16 protein-coding genes and 1 pseudogene are annotated in these 17916 nt (G+C 71.7%); 13 read left to right on the top strand and 4 right to left on the bottom strand.

The window, feature by feature from the left end; all coding sequences use genetic code 11:
* Window positions 1–7 precede the first annotated feature (7 nt).
* Entirely contained in the window at window positions 8–475 is a 468-nt protein-coding gene (locus tag OO014_RS13600) for a DUF3817 domain-containing protein (protein WP_272462863.1), read from the bottom strand.
* Between the two features lie 215 nt (window positions 476–690).
* Here OO014_RS13600 and OO014_RS13595 point away from each other — a divergent pair, with 215 nt between their 5' ends.
* The 6 genes from OO014_RS13595 to OO014_RS13570 all read left to right on the top strand — a co-directional run bounded on the left by OO014_RS13595 (window position 691) and on the right by OO014_RS13570 (window position 7335).
* A complete protein-coding gene (locus OO014_RS13595) occupies window positions 691–3039 on the top strand; it encodes a DNA polymerase III subunit gamma and tau (RefSeq protein WP_272462862.1) in 2349 nt (782 codons plus the stop codon).
* 91 nt (window positions 3040–3130) lie between these two features.
* A complete protein-coding gene (locus OO014_RS13590; protein ID WP_272462861.1) occupies window positions 3131–3886 on the top strand; it encodes a class I SAM-dependent methyltransferase in 756 nt (251 codons plus the stop codon).
* Window positions 3887–3934: 48 nt separating this feature from the next.
* Window positions 3935–4609: a lysophospholipid acyltransferase family protein gene (locus tag OO014_RS13585; RefSeq protein WP_272462860.1), complete on the top strand. Its 675-nt coding sequence runs from the start codon at window positions 3935–3937 to the stop codon at window positions 4607–4609.
* Between the two features lie 66 nt (window positions 4610–4675).
* Window positions 4676–5275 carry a recombination mediator RecR gene (recR, locus tag OO014_RS13580; RefSeq protein ID WP_272462859.1) on the top strand — a complete coding sequence of 200 codons (600 nt, stop codon included), beginning with the start codon at window positions 4676–4678 and terminating at the stop codon, window positions 5273–5275.
* An 83-nt stretch (window positions 5276–5358) separates the two neighbouring features.
* Window positions 5359–5949, top strand: a complete 591-nt coding sequence (locus tag OO014_RS13575; protein WP_272462858.1) for a DUF5063 domain-containing protein — start codon at window positions 5359–5361, stop codon at window positions 5947–5949.
* A gap of 114 nt (window positions 5950–6063) precedes the next feature.
* On the top strand, window positions 6064–7335 hold the full coding sequence (locus tag OO014_RS13570; protein ID WP_272462857.1) for an aspartate kinase: 1272 nt from the start codon (window positions 6064–6066) through the stop codon (window positions 7333–7335).
* A gap of 36 nt (window positions 7336–7371) precedes the next feature.
* Here OO014_RS13570 and OO014_RS13565 read toward each other — a convergent pair whose 3' ends face one another.
* A complete protein-coding gene (locus OO014_RS13565) occupies window positions 7372–7905 on the bottom strand; it encodes a DUF2510 domain-containing protein (RefSeq protein ID WP_272462856.1) in 534 nt (177 codons plus the stop codon).
* A gap of 123 nt (window positions 7906–8028) precedes the next feature.
* Here OO014_RS13565 and OO014_RS13560 point away from each other — a divergent pair, with 123 nt between their 5' ends.
* The 3 genes from OO014_RS13560 (at window position 8029) to OO014_RS13550 (ending at window position 9476) form a co-directional block, all read left to right on the top strand.
* Entirely contained in the window at window positions 8029–8283 is a 255-nt protein-coding gene (locus OO014_RS13560) for a hypothetical protein (RefSeq protein ID WP_272462855.1), read from the top strand.
* Window positions 8283–8705 (top strand): hypothetical protein, encoded by a 423-nt coding sequence (locus tag OO014_RS13555; protein WP_272462854.1) that lies wholly within the window; start codon window positions 8283–8285, stop codon window positions 8703–8705. The genes OO014_RS13560 and OO014_RS13555 overlap by 1 nt, the downstream gene beginning before the upstream one ends.
* A gap of 81 nt (window positions 8706–8786) precedes the next feature.
* Window positions 8787–9476 (top strand): DUF6766 family protein, encoded by a 690-nt coding sequence (locus OO014_RS13550; protein ID WP_272462853.1) that lies wholly within the window; start codon window positions 8787–8789, stop codon window positions 9474–9476.
* Window positions 9477–9559: 83 nt separating this feature from the next.
* On the opposite strand, the gene OO014_RS13545 is transcribed toward OO014_RS13550, so the two are convergent.
* Entirely contained in the window at window positions 9560–12796 is a 3237-nt protein-coding gene (locus tag OO014_RS13545; protein ID WP_272462852.1) for an ATP-binding protein, read from the bottom strand.
* Between the two features lie 153 nt (window positions 12797–12949).
* Complete coding sequence (locus OO014_RS13540) at window positions 12950–13519, bottom strand: hemerythrin domain-containing protein (protein ID WP_272462851.1); 570 nt, start codon at window positions 13517–13519, stop codon at window positions 12950–12952.
* Between the two features lie 96 nt (window positions 13520–13615).
* Here OO014_RS13540 and OO014_RS13535 point away from each other — a divergent pair, with 96 nt between their 5' ends.
* From OO014_RS13535 to OO014_RS13520, 4 genes and pseudogenes are all read left to right on the top strand, one after another.
* The gene (locus OO014_RS13535) at window positions 13616–14653 is read left to right on the top strand and encodes a DNA topoisomerase IB (RefSeq protein WP_272462850.1); all 1038 of its coding nucleotides are present in this window, start codon (window positions 13616–13618) and stop codon (window positions 14651–14653) included.
* A gap of 408 nt (window positions 14654–15061) precedes the next feature.
* Window positions 15062–16615, top strand: a pseudogene (locus tag OO014_RS13530) (phytoene desaturase family protein); the annotation flags it as partial.
* A 47-nt stretch (window positions 16616–16662) separates the two neighbouring features.
* Window positions 16663–17133, top strand: coding sequence for an SRPBCC family protein (locus tag OO014_RS13525; protein ID WP_272462849.1), 471 nt, complete (start codon window positions 16663–16665; stop codon window positions 17131–17133).
* Window positions 17134–17208: 75 nt separating this feature from the next.
* Window positions 17209–17673: a hemerythrin domain-containing protein gene (locus tag OO014_RS13520; protein ID WP_272462848.1), complete on the top strand. Its 465-nt coding sequence runs from the start codon at window positions 17209–17211 to the stop codon at window positions 17671–17673.
* The last annotated feature ends 243 nt before the right edge of the window (window positions 17674–17916 follow it).

The raw sequence follows: 17916 nt of genomic DNA, 5'->3' as shown, positions 1-17916 counted from the left end.
CAGCTCGTCAGCCCGCGCTGCCGACGGGCGGCCCGACCACGAGGGCGACCCCCGCGAGCGCGACGACCGCCGCCAGCCCCACGGCGACGGCCACGGCCGGCCTGGCGACCAGTGCCGCGACGAGCCGCTCCGCCGCGGTGGCGGGGGCGTCACCGTCGGAGTCGTGGGCCAGCCGCCAGTCGCCGTCGAGCCGGCCGGCCCGCTCGAGCCGGCGCTCCCACCACACCGTGAGGAACGGCGGGACGGCCAGCAGCAGGCCGAGGACGAGCTCGCGGAAGGTCCACCGCTGGTTGACCCAGAGCAGGACCGTGACGAGCGCGAAGGCGATGAAGACGACACCGTGGACCAGCCCGAAGACCCGCACTCCGAGGTCGGTCGTGCCCGTCACGTACTTGAGGAACATCCCCACGAGCAGCAGGGCCCACGTCACCACCTCGGTGAGGGCGATGCGGCGGTACAGCGTGCGGGGCGTCATGGGTCTCCTACCAGGTGTCGTAGCGGACGGCTGGCCCCATACTCCGCAACACGCCCGGCGCCTCGCAAATCACCAGTGCTGCCACGCGGTGACCTGTGCGGCGCCGGGCGTGTTGCGGAGGGGGGTGGAGGGCGGGAGGGCTGGGAGCGAGCGGGCGTCCACAAGCTAGCTCAGCGGCATACGACATGGTCGGTGGGGACGGTTAGGGTTCCTGCATGGCCACTGCCCTGTACCGCCGCTACCGGCCGGAGAGCTTCGCCGAGGTCATCGGGCAGGAGCACGTCACGGAGCCGCTGATGCAGGCGCTGCGCACGGGCCGGACCGGTCACGCCTACCTGTTCAGCGGGCCACGCGGCTGCGGCAAGACGACGAGCGCCCGGATCCTCGCCCGCTGCCTCAACTGCGAGCAGGGGCCCACCCCGACCCCCTGTGGCACCTGCCAGTCGTGCGTCGCCCTCGCCCGCGGCGGGCCCGGGAGCGTCGACGTCATCGAGATCGACGCGGCGAGCCACGGAGGCGTCGACGACGCCCGTGACCTGCGCGAACGCGCCTCCTACGGCCCCGCGCAGAGCCGCTACAAGATCTACATCATCGACGAGGCCCACATGGTCACGACGCAGGGCTTCAACGCCCTGCTCAAGATCGTCGAGGAGCCGCCCGAGCACGTGAAGTTCGTCTTCGCGACGACCGAGCCCGAGAAGGTCATCGGCACGATCCGCTCGCGCACCCACCACTACCCGTTCCGGCTCGTCCCGCCGGCCAAGCTGACCGCCTACATGGAGAGCCTGCTCGAGCAGGAGCACGTGTCGGTGGCGCCCGGGGTGCTCAGCTTCGTGACCCGAGCCGGCGGCGGGTCGGTGCGTGACTCGCTCTCCGTGCTCGACCAGCTCATCGCCGGGTCCGGGCCCGAGGGCCTCACCTACGAGAGCGCGGTCTCGCTGCTCGGGTTCACCGACGGGGAGCTGCTCGACGCGACCGTCGACGCGCTGGCGGCAGGTGACGGGGCGGCGACGTTCCGGCAGATCGACCGCGTCATCGAGTCCGGCCTCGACCCGCGGCGCTTCATCGAGGACCTGCTCGAGCGGCTGCGCGACCTCATCATCGTCGCCGCCGTGCCCGAGGCGGGGCAGGTGCTGCGCGGCGTCCCGGAGGACCAGCTCGAGCGGATGCGGGTCCAGCAGGCGGCGTTCGGTCCCGGCGCGCTGTCCCGCGCGGCCGACATCGTCAACGCGGGGTTGACCGAGATGACCGGTGCGACCGCGCCCCGCATGCAGCTCGAGCTGATCTGTGCGCGGGTGCTGCTCCCGGCCTCGTCGGGCGAGGGCGGCTACGGCGCCCGCCTCGACCGGCTGGAGCGTCGTCTCGAGGTGGGCGGCGTCCCGAGCCCGGCTCCCTCCGTGGACCGCCCATCAGGCCGTATGCCGCTGAGCTCGCCCCCGCAGGCACCCCCCGTCCCAGCGGCGCAGGCTCCCGTCGCGACGCCGGCGCCGGCGGGGTCCGTCGCCCCTGAGCCGACCCGCGAGGTCTCGCCCCCCGCGGCCGCCAGCGCACCTCCGGCTGGTGGTGCGGCCGTGCCCCCGCCGGCTCCCGTCGTTCCGCCAGCGCCAGCGCCAGCGCCAGCGGCAGCGGCACCGACACCACCTGCAACGGCCGCGCCGTCGGGCGGGATGGACACCGATGCGATCCGGCGGGCCTGGCCCGAGGTCCTCGGCCGGATCTTCTCCCGCCGCCGCATCACGTGGACCTTCGTCTCCCAGCACGCGCAGGTGATGGCCTACGACGGCAAGACCCTCACCCTGGGCATCGCGACGGCCGGGCTGACCAACACCTTCCGGTCCGGCAACCACGCCGAGATCGTCCGCCAGGCGCTGATCGACGAGCTCGGCGTCGACGCCGTCGTCGACGGGGTGCACGCGGCCGATGTGGGCAGTGCGGCTTCACCGGCACCGGCCCCGAGCGAGCCGGAACGGCCGAGTGACGGTCCGCCGGAGCGGACCGGGCCGTCCGGGCCGCAGCCGTCCGGGCCGCAGCCGCCCGCTGCCGGTGCTGCCGGTGCGCCGGACCCTGGTCGACCGACTCACGGTGGCTCAGCTCCGCCCGCCCCACCGCAGGCCGGACCGCCTCGGCCTCAGGAGGGCGGCTTCGAGCCGCCCGAGCCTGCGATGCAGGCCGCCTCGGTGCCTGCAGCGCCAGGCGGGTCGGGCGGCGGCCGCTCCCTCGAGACCAACGCGGGGTGGGGCAGTGTCACGGCGCCCGCACCCGACTGGGCGACGGGCCCCGCCGTGTCGCCGCCGGCTCAGCCCGCCCCAGCGGCCAGGCCGGCCGTCACGACGGGACCGACCGCCGGGGCCCGGTCCGGTGCGACCGCAGTGCGAGAGTCGCTCGGCGCCGCGCGCCGTGGCGGCGTGCAGGCGCCGGGGGACACTGCGACGCCACCCGTCCCGGTGACGGACGACGCGGCGGTCAGTGACGACGACGAGGACATCGAGCTGTCCGGCGACGTCGGTCGCGCCGTGATCGAGAAGGTGCTCGGCGGGCGGGTCATCTCCGAGATCGACGACTGACGGCCGACCGGTCCCGTCAGATTTCGTGACGGATGGGACGGGTGTCGACGAACCCCGGCGCACGGCTCCGCTCGGCGCGTAGCGTCAGGTCATGTTCGACGTCGCGGCCGACGTCTACGGCCGCTTCATGGGCCGCTACTCCGAGCCGCTCGCGGAGCAGTTCGTCGACTGGGTGGGCGTGCAGCCCGGCCAGCGGGCACTCGACGTCGGCAGCGGACCGGGCGCCGTCGCGGCCCGGCTCGTCGACCGGCTCGGGCCCGCAGCAGTGTCCGCCGTCGACCCGTCCACGCCCTTCCTCACCGCGCTGCGAGCGCGCCTGCCCGGCCTCGACGTCCAGTCCGGCACCGCGGAGCACCTGCCCTTCCCCGACGCCTTCTTCGACCACTCGTTGGCCCAGCTGGTCGTCCACTTCATGCGCGACCCAGCCGCGGGCCTCTCCGAGATGGCCAGGGTGACTCGTCCCGGGGGCTCGGTCTCCGCCTGCGTGTGGGACTTCGTCGGGGGGCGGGCCCCCTTGTCGACCTTCTGGCGCGCCGTCACCGACCTCGACCCCGCAGCCCGGACCGAGGACGAGCTGCCCGGGGCCCGCAGCGGAGACCTGGAACGCCTCCTGGAGGGGGCGGACCTGCTCGCGATCCGCTCGGCCGAGCTCGTCGTCCGCGTCCGGCACCCGAGCTTCGAGGCGTGGTGGGAGCCCTATACGCACGGCGTCGGGCCCGCCGGTGAGTACGTCGCGGCGCTCGGGGAGCCCGGACGGGACGAGCTTCGCGAGCGGTGCCGGCAGCTGCTGCCACCCGCACCGTTCGACCTCGAGGCCACCGCCTGGGCCGCGAGCGGCCTGGTCTGAAATGGGCGAGATCGGCACCAGTGCCGGCGGACCCCTAGAGTGAGCGCCATGCTCTACAGCCTCGGTCGAGGGGTGCTCGTGCCACTCAGCCACGTGCTCTATCGCCCGACCATCGAGGGCAAGGAGAACGTGCCCCGGCAGGGTGGCGTCATCCTCGCCAGCAACCACCTGTCCTTCATCGACTCCATCGCCATCCCGTTGGTGTCGCCGCGCAGGGTCCGGTTCCTCGCGAAGGAGGAGTACTGGACCGGTGCCGGCGCCAAGGGCCTCCTCCAGAAGGGGTTCTTCACGGCGATCGGGATGGTCCCCGTCAACCGGCACTCGGCGACGGCGGCGCAGGAGAGTCTCGACAAGGGCCTCGAGGTGCTGCGGGCCGGCGACGCCTTCGGCATCTACCCGGAGGGCACCCGCTCGAGGGACGGCCGGCTCTATCGGGGACGCACCGGCGTGGCCTGGCTCGCCCTCAACGCGCAGGTCCCGGTCGTTCCGGTCGGTCTGATCGGCACGCAGCACATCCAGCCGGTCGGCGCCAGCGTCCCCAAGCTCGCCAAGGTGACGGTCCGGTTCGGGACGCCGATCGGTGTCGAGGCCTACCAGGGCATGCCCGCCGGGCGCGCGCGGCGCCAGCTGACCGACGACGTCATGGACGCCATCGCCGGCCTCACCGGCCAGGAGCGGGTCGACGCCTACAACGAGGTCCCCGCCGGGGCAGCCGAGGACTGAACGCGGCTCGCCCGCAGGCGGGCCGCGTGCACCGGAGCTGTCGGCGTTGGGGCTTAGGCTGCAGGGGTGTACGAAGGCGCGGTCCAGGACCTGATCGACGAGCTCGGCCGACTCCCCGGCGTGGGCCCCAAGAGCGCGCAGCGCATCGCCTTCCACCTGCTCCAGGCCGACGCCGAGGACGTCACGCGTCTCGTCACCGCCCTCACCGAGGTCAAGGCAAAGGTGCGGTTCTGCGATCAGTGCGGCAACGTCGCCCAGGCCGAGCGCTGCCGCATCTGTGCGGACTCGCGGCGGGACCACACCTCGATCTGCGTCGTCGAGGAGCCCAAGGACGTCGTGGCGATCGAGCGCACCCGCGAGTTCCGCGGCACCTACCACGTGCTCGGCGGGGCGATCAGCCCCATCGACGGCGTCGGCCCCGACGACCTGCGGGTCCGTGAGCTGATGCAGCGCCTCGCCTCCGGGGAGGTGCAGGAGGTCATCATCGCCACGGACCCCAACCTCGAGGGCGAGGCGACGGCCACCTACCTGTCCCGACTGCTCCGGGACGTCGGTGTCACCGTGACCCGGCTGGCCTCCGGCCTACCCGTCGGCGGAGACCTCGAGTACGCCGACGAGGTGACCCTCGGCCGGGCGTTCGAGGGCCGGAGGCGGGTCGACGCCTGAGCCGACCACCCGGCAGACTGGAGCCGCCGAGCGAGAGCGAGCTCAGCGGCATACGACACGTCATCCACCCCAGGGGGCCCGACATGACCACCGACGACATCACTCACGACGCACCCGCGGCGGCTGCCGAGCTGAGCGACCTGGCTGACCTCACCGCCCAGGAGGCCAGCGCCTTCCTCACCGCCGTCACCGAGGTGGCGTCCGGCAACTCGCCCGACACGGCGATCCCGCTGCTGACCCTCGCGCTGTCGCAGGTCCTCGTCGCCGGAGCGCGCCTCGGCGCGATCCAGGACGTGGTGCTCGAGGAGCGCTACGAGGCCGACCCCGGACCCGACGACGACCCCGACCCGCTGCGCGACGGGCTCGCCAACCTGCTCACCGGCATCGACGACTACGTCTACGTCGTCGACCCCGTGACATCACCCGAGCGGGTCGACGGGTCGATCACCAACGACCTCGCCGACATCGCGCTGGCCCTGACCCACGGGCTCCGGCACTACGCGACCGGTCGCAAGGTCGAGGCGCTGTGGTGGTGGCAGTTCAGCTACCTCTCCTCCTGGGGCGACCGGGCCCTCGCGTCGATGCGGGCCCTGCACGCGATCCTGGCCCACCTGCGCCTCGACGCCGACGAGGAGCGAGTCGCCGAGGCGGAGTTCGACGCCCTCCACCCCTGACCTCTCCGTCGGGTCCCCGGGCCGCAGGTGTCTCAGATTCCTGACGCCGACGTGGGACGTGGGACCAGCCCCAATAGACTGCGGAGTCCGAACTCCAGGATCACGGGAGCAACAGTGAGCATCGTCGTCCAGAAGTACGGCGGTTCGTCCGTCGCCGACGCCGAGTCGATCAAGCGGGTCGCTCGCCGCATCGTCGAGACGAAGAAGCAGGGCCATCAGGTCTGCGTGGTCGTCTCCGCCATGGGCGACTCGACCGACGAGCTGCTCGACCTCGCCGAGCAGGTCTCGGCCGACCCTCCCGCTCGAGAGCTCGACATGCTGCTCACCTCTGGCGAGCGGATCTCCATGGCCCTCGTCGCCATGGCGATCGCCCAGCTCGGCGAGGAGGCCCGATCCTTCACCGGCAGCCAGGCCGGCGTGATCACCGATGATGCGCACGGCGCCGCCCGCATCATCGACGTCACCCCGGGCCGCATCCAGAGCGCGCTCGATGCTGGGCACATCGCGATCGTCGCCGGCTTCCAGGGCGTGAGCCAGACGACCAAGGACATCACGACGCTCGGACGGGGTGGCTCGGACACCACCGCCGTCGCGCTCGCTGCAGCCCTCGAGGCGGACGTCTGCGAGATCTACACCGATGTCGACGGGGTCTTCACCGCGGACCCCCGCATCCTCCCGAGCGCCCGCAAGCTGGACGTCCTCTCCATGGAGGAGATGCTCGACCTCGCCGCCAACGGCTCCAAGATCCTGCACCTGCGCTGCGTCGAGTACGCCCGCCGCTACGGCATCCCCATCCACGTCCGCTCGTCCTGGTCCCAGCGCCAGGGCACGTGGATCAAGGACAACCCCTACGAAGGAGAAGGCGCTGTGGAAGCTCCGATCATCGCCGGCATCGCCCACGACCGCAGCGAGGGCAAGATCACCATCGTCGGGGTGCCTGACCGCGTCGGGATCGCAGCAAAGATCTTCGGCGCCGTCGCCGAGGCCGGGATCAACATCGACATGATCGTTCAGAACGTCTCCGCCGCCGAGACGGCCAAGACGGACATCTCCTTCACCCTGCCCAAGGGCGACGGCCCGAAGGCGCTCTCGGTGCTCCAGGCGATCAAGAACGACGTCGAGTACACCGACCTGCGCTTCGACGACGCCATCGGCAAGATCGCCCTCGTCGGCGCCGGGATGAAGTCCCACCCCGGAGTCTCCGCGAAGTTCTTCGGCGCGCTCGCCGAGGCCGGCATCAACATCGAGATGATCTCCACCTCGGAGATCCGGGTGTCCGCCGTGACCCGGGCCGACCAGCTCGACGAGGCCGTGCGGGCCGTCCACACCGCCTTCGGTCTCGACTCGACGGAGGACGCGATCGTCTACGGCGGCACGGGTCGCTGACCCGACCGCGGGTCGGCGGCGGTCCGGGCTCCCGGGCTAGCTGATGATGCCGTGCCGCGCGTTCCAGGTCCGGGCGCCCTGGTAGGCGTCGACCATGCCCCAGATCCAGAAGCCCATGACCCCGAAGATCCCGACGAAGACGATGATCAGCAGCCAGCTGATGCAGTAGCCGACGAGGATGCCGAGCCCACGGGCCGTGTTGCCGTTGATCATCGAGCCGAGGCCGGGCACGAAGAACGACGCGAGCAGTGACAGCGCTGGGTTCTTCGGAGCCACCAGGCTGTGCGGCCCTGGGCCGGTGTGGATCCACGGTCCCTGGGCGATCGTCGACGCCCACGGGTCCACCTGTCGCAGGTGCGGCTGCGGTGCCGGCCAGGCCGAGGGCGAGGGGGAGGGCGCTGGAGGGGCGCCAGAGTGGTGCGGGAAGCCGTGCACGTCCATCTCCGCGGGCGGCACGGCCGAGGAGGCGGCCGGGGCTCGGACCTGATCGGACCACGCCCGACCGTCCCAGTACCGCTCGCTGTCACCGACCGGGTACCACCCCGCGGGTGGCTGCGGCTGCTCCGCCATGACGACTCCTGATCGTGGAGGGACACCGCTCGAGCGGCTCCTTCGAGGGTAGGCGCAGCCGGGCCGTGCCGCCCACCGATGCGACACGGAGTGACCGGGGAGCGGGGTGGGTAGGAGAACAGCATGACTCCTGACGAACCGAGGCTGCTCCCAGACGGTCGTGTCTTCCCGCCGGTGACGCCCGACCCGCCGGCGCCCCCCGGTCAGGAGGAGATCGTGGTGCCGGACCTCACCTTCACCTCGACCGCCCAGCCCGAGAAGCAGGGCGGCGACGCCGCTTCCGGCTCGACGTCGACGGCGGGAGAGGCGGGGACCGAGGCGCCGACGGAGCCCGCGGCGAACGAGGCCACGCCTCCGCCAGCCGAGCCCTCCGACTGATGAGCGCGTCGACGCGCACGGCCGTGGTCGTCGCCGTGGCCGTCGCCTCCGCAACCCTCGCGGGCTGCGGGTCGCCCGAGGCGGCGTCCGCCGCGGCCACGGCCGAACGGTTCGCCCAGCTGGCTCCGGACGACGCAGCCGCCGCGTGCGATCTCCTGGCGCCTCCGACCCTCGAGAAGGTGACCGAGGAGGGGGAGGGGAGCTGCCCCGACGGCCTGCAGGCCGCTGATCTGCCGGCCGTCTCCGCGGGTGGAGCGGAGGGCGAGCCCGCGATCGCGGGCCACACGGCCAAGGTGACGACGTCCGGGCAGACCATCTTCCTGTCGCTCTTCGACGACGGGTGGAAGGTCCTCGCGGCCGGCTGCACCCGCTACTCCGAGGACCTGGCAGAGCCGTATGACTGTGCGGTGGAAGGGAACTGACGTGCGCGTGATGTTCTGGGTCCTGCTGGTCTTCATCGGCGTCGGGCTGGCCTTCCAGATCGCGATGGGACTGTCGCAGCGATGACCGGTCAACGACGGCGTGGCTTCATCAAGGACAACGCGCTGTCCTTGGCCTTCTTGCTCCTGCTCCTGCTCAGCCTGGTCGGGCAGGCCTTCTCGGGTGTCGCTGAGTACAACGACCAGGCGCGCACCGCCGGTCTGCAGGAGATCTCGATCTGGCGGTATGTCACCTCTGCGCGCTTTGCCGTCGACACGGCCGAGAACTGGCAGTCCGAGTACCTCCAGTTCGCGGTCTTCATCTTCCTCACCATCTGGCTCGTCCAGCGCGGCTCCTCGGAGTCCAAGAAGCCGGGCGAGGAGGGCCGCGAGACCGACAAGAAGCAGCTGCTCGGGCGCTCCGTCCGCGAGGACTCTCCGCCGTGGGCTCGCGCCGGCGGCTGGCGGACGACCGTCTACTCGCACTCGCTGCTCATCACCATGACGACGATCTTCCTGCTCTCGTGGACGGCTCAGGCCCTGGCCGGGAGGGTCGCGCACAACGAGGAACGGATGCGGGACCTGCTCGAGCCCCTCACCCTGGCGCAGTACATCGGCGCACCGGACTACTGGAGCCGCACCTTCCAGAACTGGCAGTCAGAGATGCTCGCCATCGCCAGCATGGCGATCTTCTCCATCTACCTGCGCGAGCGGGGATCCCCCGAGTCGAAGCCCGTCGGCATGCCGCACGAGGAGACGTCCGCGGACGCCTGACCTCGGAGCCGATGCCTGGCAGGACGCGAAACGGCTGAGTGCTCGGCAGGTGCCGGTCACTCAGCCGTCCGGGACGTCCCTGCTCAGTCCGCCTGGTCGGGCTCGGCGCCTGTCTCGATGACGCGCGAGGCGATCTCGCGCAGCTTGATGTTGCGGTCCTGGGACGCCTTCTTCAGCATCGTGAAGGCCTGCGCCGGCGTGACGCGGTGCCGCTCGATGAGGATCCCGATCGCCTGTCCGATCAACCGGTGGCTCTCGATCGCGCGGGAGAGGTGCGACTCGCGGTCCGCGAACGCCGTGGCCGCGACGACCCGGTCCACCGCGAGGGCGAAGGCCTGACCGAGCAGGTCACCGACGATGCGCTCGTCGGTGGCGACACGCCGCGGGCGGCGGAACTGCACCCAGACCCGGCACTCCGACGAGGGGTGGTTCTGCGGGCTGATGAGCAGGCCGGTGACGCGTTCGTTGGGCGCCGGCACCTCCGGCTCGGCCGCGGTCAGCACATCCCAGAGCGTCTCGTCCAGGTCGTCGCGCCGCACCGGCCCGGCCGTGGTGAAGACGTGCTCCTCCGGACCAGCGAGGGCGCGGACCGTCGAGTCGCCGTCGAACAGCTCGGCGAAGCCGGTGACCGCCGACTCCAGCACCTGCTCGAGGTCCTCGGCACTTCCGAACTCAGCAGAGAGCTCTGCTGCGGCCTGCCGGCGCTCCCGGGCAGCGTGCTCGCGGGTCACGTCCTGAAGGGTCATGACGACGTAGTTGGGCTGGTCGCCGATGCTCTCGACCTCCCGGGTGCTGAGTCGCACCCAGACGTCACGGTGGTCCTTGGTGACCAAGCGGCACTCACGGCCGGTGATCGTCGCACCGCGCAACGCCTGCCCGAGCAGGTCCTCGACGTTCTCACGGTCCGTCAGCGGCGCCTCACCACCGTCAGCGCGGGCCTCCCCGAGCAGGGGCTCGGCCGCCGGCCACCACGGGTGGGGCACGGGGAAGGGGCCGTCGGCCGCGGCGTAGCCGAGCAGCTGCGTGAAGGCGTCGTTGACCTCGACGACATCGCCCTCGGCGTCGGTGATGAGCAGCGCGTCCTGGAACGACTCCATCACGGCCCGACGCCAGGCGGCGTCACGCAGCCGGGCGCGCGATCGCTCGAGGTTGCTGGCCAGACGCGCCTTCAGCTCACCGACCGAGAACGGCTTGGAGACATAGTCGTCGGCGCCCGAGGTGAGCCCCTCGGCCGTGTCGCTCTCCGCGGCCCGGGCCGAGAGGATGATGACCGGCACGTCGCGGAGCGTCGCGTTCATCCGGATCGCCCTGGTCAGGGAGAAGCCGTCGAGCCCGGGCATCATCGCGTCGGTCAGCACGATGTCTGGCCGGGATGCGACGGCCCGCTGAAGCGCGGTCGTGCCGTCACGGACGATCTCGAGGTCGTAGTCCGTCTCGAGCGCGCCGCGCAGGTACGTGCGCATGTCGGGGTTGTCCTCGGCGACGAGGAGCCGCGGCCGGTCGGTGGAAGCGCCCGCCACCGGCTGCGCGTGGGACCCGACCACAGCGGCAGTCCCGGCGGCGCTGGGAGCCGGCTCAGCGGCATACGGCTCGGACCACCCCTCTGCCTCGGCGAGGAAGGAGACGGCGTTGCGGGGGGTGATGGAGCGCCCGGCGGGCTGCTCCGACGGCTCGACGGGGCTGCCCCAAGGGAGGCGGATCGTGAAGGTGGACCCGCGGCCGAGGGCCGACTCGACGTCGACGGAGCCGCCCATGAGCTCGGTCAGCTGCTTGACCATCGCGAGGCCGATCCCGGCGCCGCCCTCGAAGCGGGCCCTGCCGCGACGGGGAAGCTGCTCGAAGCGCTCGAAGACGCGGGGCAGGTCGCGCCGACGGATCCCGATGCCGGTGTCGGTGACGGCCACCACGAAGCCCTCGTCGCCGCATTCGAGGCGGAGCCGGACCGCGCCCGACGGGGTGTACTTCAGAGCGTTGCTCAGCAGGTTGAGCACGATCCGCTCGTACATGTCCCGGTCGACGAAGGCGGTCTGCTCCGTCTCGTCGCACTCGACGGCGAAGTCGAGGCCGGCGCGGTCGAAGGCCTGGGCGAAGGAGTCCGCCATCGCCCGGGTCTGCACCACCACGTCGAGCGGCTGGGGCACGGGCTGGATCTTGCTGGCCGCCATCCGGCCGAAGTCGAGCATCGCGTCGACCATCCGGGTGAGCCGCGCGGCGTTGCGGTCGACGAGCTCGAGCCGCTCCCGGTGCTCCGGGCTGAGACCCGGGTCCGCGAGCGACTCGGTGACCGGACCGGCGATGAGCGTGAGCGGGGTGCGCAGCTCGTGGCTGACGTTGGTGAAGAAGGCGCTCTTGGCCCCGTCGAGGGCCTCGAGGGTCTCGGCGCGCTGGCGTTGCGTGTCGAGCATCCGGATGGCGCTGAGCGCCGTGCCCAGGTGCGTGATGCAGAGGGCCACGTAGGTCGCCAGGGCCGGGTCCCACCGTCGCTGCGACGAACGGCCGACGACGAGCACCTCGGACAGCTCGTCGTCGCCCGGCAAGGTGATCGGCATCGCGTGCAGACCGGCGACGGACAGGCCGCTGTCGGGCAGGGCGACGGGGACGGGCAGGCCATGGTGGACCTGGTGCTGCAGGGTCGCCGCCTGGGTCGCGGCGGCGAGCACGTCGGCCCGCAGCTCCTCGGGCACGTCGAGGTCGCGGGGGTCGTCGGGCAGTGCCGTGGCGTCGACCATGGCCACCAGGGGGTGGTCCTGGGGGTTCGAACCGAGCACGGCCGTCGCGAGCCGGCGCACGTGGTCCGCGTCAGTGGCCTCGCCCAGGCGACGGGACAGCACACCGAGGGTGCCGAGCCGGCGCTCGCTCAGCACGTGGTCGGTCGTCTCCGTGACGGCGGTGAAGACCCCACCGACGCGACCGTCGTCCACGGTGATCGGGCTGTAGGAGAAGGTGAAGTACGCCTCCTCGAGGTAGCCGTTGCGGTCGACGATGAGCTTCTGGTCGCGCGACCACGTCGCACGTCCGGTGTCCATGACACTGTCGAGCATCGGCCCGATCGTGTCCCAGATCTCCGGCCAGACGTCCTTGCCGGGACTGCCGAGCGCCATCGGGTGCTTCATCTGGCCGAGCATCGGGCGGTAGCCGTCGTTGTAGATCATCACGTAGTCGGCGCCCCACCAGATGAGGATGGGGAAGCGCGAAGTGAGGCAGATGCTGACGCTGGTGCGCAGCGCTGCGGGCCACTCCGAGATCGGGCCGAGGGGCGTGAGAGACCAGTCGTGCGCTGCGAAGCGCGCGCCAAGCTCTCCCGGATGCTCAGGACTCAAGTCCTGGGCACCCGGCAAACGAGGTGGTGCTGTCATGAATGTCTGCCTTTGTGCGGGCGACGTATCAGCGTGTTCTCCACCGGGTCCGCCTGTCTGCTAACAGTCACATGGACCGAGGCCCGTGACAAGCCCCAGTGTCTCATGCAAATCCTGTCAACGAATCCGGAGCACAGCCTCGAACGCTTCGAGGCTCCGGCGGTGAAGCTCATCGAAACGCACGCCGTCTCGCTCACCCGGATGCAACGGGAGGCGAGCCACCGAGCCGCCGATGGACCGGTTGGCAGGGTCCATCCAGGCGTCGACGAGCTCCAACCCACGGGCCATCTGGTCGAGCTCGTGGTCGGAGATCGCGTCCCGGATCACCGGCGCCTCGACCTCCTCCTCCGCACGCGTGTGCCCGGCCAGCGCCTCCTCGAGCAGGGCGAAGTAGATCAGGAAGTCCATCGAATCGGCGTCCAGGCCCTCGAGGTGCGTGATGACCGCCTCGATCTCGCGCTCCTCGGCCACCCGTCCCTGGACCGCCGCCACGTCGCCGACCGAGCTCATCGCGACGGGGTGCATGAAGGACTGTTCGGCGGACTCGTGGAGGGCGACGTACTGCAGCAGGTCGGCGACCGCTCTCTCACGCTCGGCTCCCGAGGATTCCGTGACCCTGGCCACGAGGTCGGCGATGTGAGCGTGCTGACGCTGCAGCACGCGGAGCAGGGAATGTGGCGACGACATGCTCTCCTCGGGATTGAGTGAGGACAGGTGGGAAGTACCCAGCGCGTGAATGGGTAATCGTGCACCTGCACGGGTCGAGGGTGGAGGAGGGCGAGGATGCGGCTCAGGAGGAGCGACCCGGCGCAGCCGGGTCTGCGGCGGGTGCGTCGCGGCAAGGGCTTCGCCGTCGTGGACGCCGACGGACGCCCGGTGGATGCTGACACCAAGGACCGGGTCGCCTCCCTCGTCATCCCGCCCGCGTGGCAGGACGTCTGGGTCTGTCCGTGGCCGAACGGCCACATCCAGGCCGTGGGGACGGATGCCGCGGGTCGGCGCCAGTACCTCTATCACCCCGCGTGGCACGAGACGCGCGACCGGGCCAAGCACGAGCGGGTGCTGACCCTGGCCCGGCGCCTGCCGGAGGCTCGCGCCGAGATCGCCCGCCGGTTGCGCCGGTCCGGTCTGGGGCGCGAGCGAGTCGGGGCCGTGGCCCTGCGGCTGCTCGACGCGGGCCTCTTCCGGACGGGCGGCGAGGAGTACGAGAACGAGAACGGCAGCCACGGTGTCGCCACCCTGCGCAAGGACCACGTCAGCGTGCGGGGCGACGTGGTCTCGTTCTGCTTCCCCGCGAAGTCCGGCGTCGAGCGCGAGGCGGAGGTCCGCGACGCGCTCCTGGCCAAGGCGGTGACGACGCTGAAGCGCAGTCGCGGCCCGAGCGAGCGTCTCCTGCAGTATCGGACGGACGCAGGGGAGTGGTGCGAGCTGACCTCCACAGAGATCAACAAGGACTTCAAGGAGCTCGTCGGCGAGGACTACACCGTCAAGGACCTGCGCACCTGGGCGGGGACGCTGCTCGCGGCGGCAGCGTTCGCCGAGCGCGCCGACGGCGGCCCGCCTGCGTCCGAGCGCGCCCGGAAGAAGGTGGAGCGCGACGTGATGACGGTCGTGTCGGAGCACCTCGGCAACACCCCCGCGGTAGCCCGCCGGTCCTACGTCGACAGCCGGGTCGTTGATGAGTATGCCGCTGGGCGCACCATCGCTCGGGCGCTCGCTCGCGCGTCTGCCGCAGATCGCAGGCGGTTGCGCCGGGGTGACCTCGCGGAGGTCACCGGCCGCGCTGCGCTCGAGCGCGCGCTCGTCCGGTTGCTCTCCTGAGGGTTAGCGCGGTGGTCGGCCGGGTAGGCGCCGCTCATGAGCACGCACACCGACCTGACCCCCGCGTCACTGCGGCTCGACCCGGCGACTCGCTTGCCGCTCCTGGAGACGATCCCCGAACCCCCGGAACGGCCCGTGCCACCGGCTGAGCCGCCCGTGCCGGGACCGACGCCCCCGACGCCCCCGACGCCGGGACCTCCCCCGCCAGGGCCGTTCCCGGGGCCGGACCCCACTCCCGGGCCGCAGCCCTTCCCGGAGCCGTATCCGACGCCGGCTCCACCCCCTGCGCCGCCCAACCCCGGCCCCGAGCCCGTCCCGGATCCGTCCAGTCCGGGTGCCCTGCGCCTGGTCACGGGATGACGACGCAGGCGCGGCGTCCACCCACCCCCCAACTCGAGTGGCCCCAATGGCCTCGTCGCCGCCAACCTCCTCGCTGACGCGGGATGGACGGTCCTTGTGCTCGAGGCGCAGGACGTTCCGGGCGGGGCCGTCAAGAGTGACGAATCCGTCCGCCCCGGTTGGGTCCACGACACCTTCAGCTCGTTCTACCCGCTCGCCGCGGCGTCGCCGACGATCCAGAGCCTCGGTCTCGAGCGCTTCGGGCTCGAGTGGGTCAAGGCGGAGGCGTCGGTGGGGCATCCCCTCGCCGGTGGTCGCTGGGCCGTCGTGCATCCGCAGGCGGAGGACACGGCGGCGGCCCTGGACCGGCTGCATCCTGGTGACGGCGAGGCCTGGCTCAGGGCCTGCTCCCTCTGGGACCGGGTCGGTGAGGACCTCGTCAACGCCCTCCTCACGCCCTTCCCGCCTGTCCGGGCGGGAGTCCGCCTCGGCGCCAAGGTGCCGAGCCTCGGGGGACTGGCCCTCGCGCGCGACCTTCTCCTCCCGGTGCGCCGGCTCGGTGACGAGTGGTTCGGCGGCGAGGGGCCCAAGCTGCTGCTCGCCGGCAACGCCGCGCACGCCGACATCGCCATGGACGCCCCCGGCTCCGGGCTCATGGGGCTGCTCCTGGCCATGCTCGGTCAGACGCACGGCTTCCCGGTCCCGCGCGGCGGTGCCGGACGGCTCACGGCCGCCCTGGTCTCCCGGTTCGAGTCCCTCGGCGGAGAGATCCGCACGGGAGCCCACGTCGAGGAGGTCATGATTCGCTCGGGGCGGGCCGTCGGAGTGCGACTCCGGGACGGCGAGCCCATCGGCGCCACCAGGGCCGTCCTCGCGGACGTCAGCGCCCCAGCTCTGTTCGGCGGTCTCGTCCCGTGGTCCGAGCTGCCGGATCGCCTGCGCAGACGCATGGGGTCCTTCGAGTGGGACGCGGGCACGGTCAAGGTCGACTGGGCCCTCAACGGGCGGATCCCCTGGGCCGCTGCACCCGAGGCCATGCCGGGCACGGTGCACCTGGCTGACAGCGTCGCCGACCTCGCCATCGCCGGTGCCCAGATCGCAGCGGGCCGCGTCCCCGAGCGGGGCCTGGTGATCCTCGGCCAGATGGCGGCGACGGATCCGACCCGGGCGCCGGAGGGTGGTGAGTCTCTCTGGGCCTATCTGCACGTCCCCCAACGCGTTTCGGTGCCCGACCAGCCACACCCGGAGGCGGTCGACGAGGACCGGGCCGAGCGCGTGGCCGACCAGGTCGAGTCGCGGATCGAGGAGTATGCCCCCGGATTCCGGGAGCGAGTCCTCGACCGGCGCGTGCTCGGGCCCGCCGAGCTGGAGCGGCGCAACGCCAACCTCGTCGGTGGAGCCGTCAACGGCGGAACCGCCGCCATGCACCAGCAGCTCTTCTGGCGGCCGGTCCCCGGTCTGGGCCGATCGGAGACGCCCATCCAGGGGCTGTATCTCGCGTCCGCCTCCGCCCACCCCGGCGGCGGTGTTCACGGTGCCTGCGGTTCGAACGCCGCCCGAGCGGCGCTCGCTCACGACCGACTCCAGCGCGTGACCCGCCGAGCCAGGATCAGCGTGGGCTGAGCAGCCCGGTCGGTGCTCGGCGCGGTCCGGATGGGTAAGGGAGCGTCATGAGCCGCACGACCCGATTCATGAACTGCGCCCCGGAGGACGTCTTCGAGATCCTCGCCGACGGGTGGAGCTTCGCGTCATGGGTCGTCGGGGCTGCCCGGATCCGCGAGGTCGACGACACGTGGCCGCAGCCCGGCAGCCGGATCCACCACTCGGTCGGCCTCTGGCCGGTCCTCATCGACGACTCGACGTCGGTGCTCACGCTCGACCGTCCCTACGCGATCGAGCTCAAGGTCCGCGCCTGGCCCACGGGCGAGGGGAAGGTCCGCCTCGAGTGCATCGCCGAGGAGGGCGGGACCCGCGTCGTCATGACCGAGGACGCCACCAACGGGCCGGCGACCTTGATCCCGCGCCTCGTTCGCGACCCCATGCTCGATGCCCGCAATGTCGAGGCGCTCCGGCGGCTCGCCTTCCTTGCCGAGCGCAAGGCGGCCGAGCCGCGAGCCGCAAAGCGGGTAGAGGAGTCGTGAGGCGGGCCGCGCACACCGCGTGAGCCCACCAGTCCTGCCAGCAGCTCGAGTCGAACCACGGAAGGGAACCCACGCATGTCCGGTGTCATCACCCTGATCAAGGAAGACCACCAGAAGCTCGAATCCGTCTTCAAGAAGCTCGAGAAGGCGGAACCGCAGGAGATCCCCGACCTGCTGCGTCAGGTCCAGGAGCTCCTCGTGCCGCACTCCAAGGCGGAGGAGAAGGTGGTCTACCCGGCCATCAAGCAGATCGTGCCGGACGAGTCGTCCGACGTGGAGGACGGCCTGGAGGAGCACCACCACGTCGAGGCCACGCTCGAGCAGCTCCTCGCGTCCGACCCCGAGGCTCCCGGCGTGGACGGCCTCATCGCCGCCATGATCGGCGAGGTGCGCCACCACGTCGAGGAAGAGGAGGAGCAGATCCTCCCGTCCTTCAGCGAGGCCGCCAGCAACCAGCAGCTGAGCGAGCTCGGTGAGCAGTTCACCGCGGCCAAGGAGGAGGAGCTGCAGTCCCTCCGAGGGGGCTCCGCCGGCGCCTGACTTCTCGCGCAATCTCCCCCCGACGCCTCGGTCCGACGACCGGGGCGTTCGGCTGCCCGCCAGAACCCACGCCAAGTCGTATGCCGCTGGGCTCGGTCCGCGCCCACCGCTCACTCGAGTGGCCCCGCCGTCCACAGCCCGCGCGGGCGTCGGGAGCCGGCTCAGCGGCATACGGCTGTGGAGACCCGGGCCACTCGAGGTGGAGTCCGCGCCCACCGCTCACTCGAGTGGCCCCGCCGTCCA

It is taken from the genome of Intrasporangium calvum (genome assembly GCF_028446585.1).
Taxonomy (GTDB): domain Bacteria; phylum Actinomycetota; class Actinomycetes; order Actinomycetales; family Dermatophilaceae; genus Intrasporangium; species Intrasporangium calvum_A.
The sequence above is the reverse complement of the archived record's forward strand: the minus strand, read 5'-3'. Positions and strand labels throughout refer to the sequence as shown.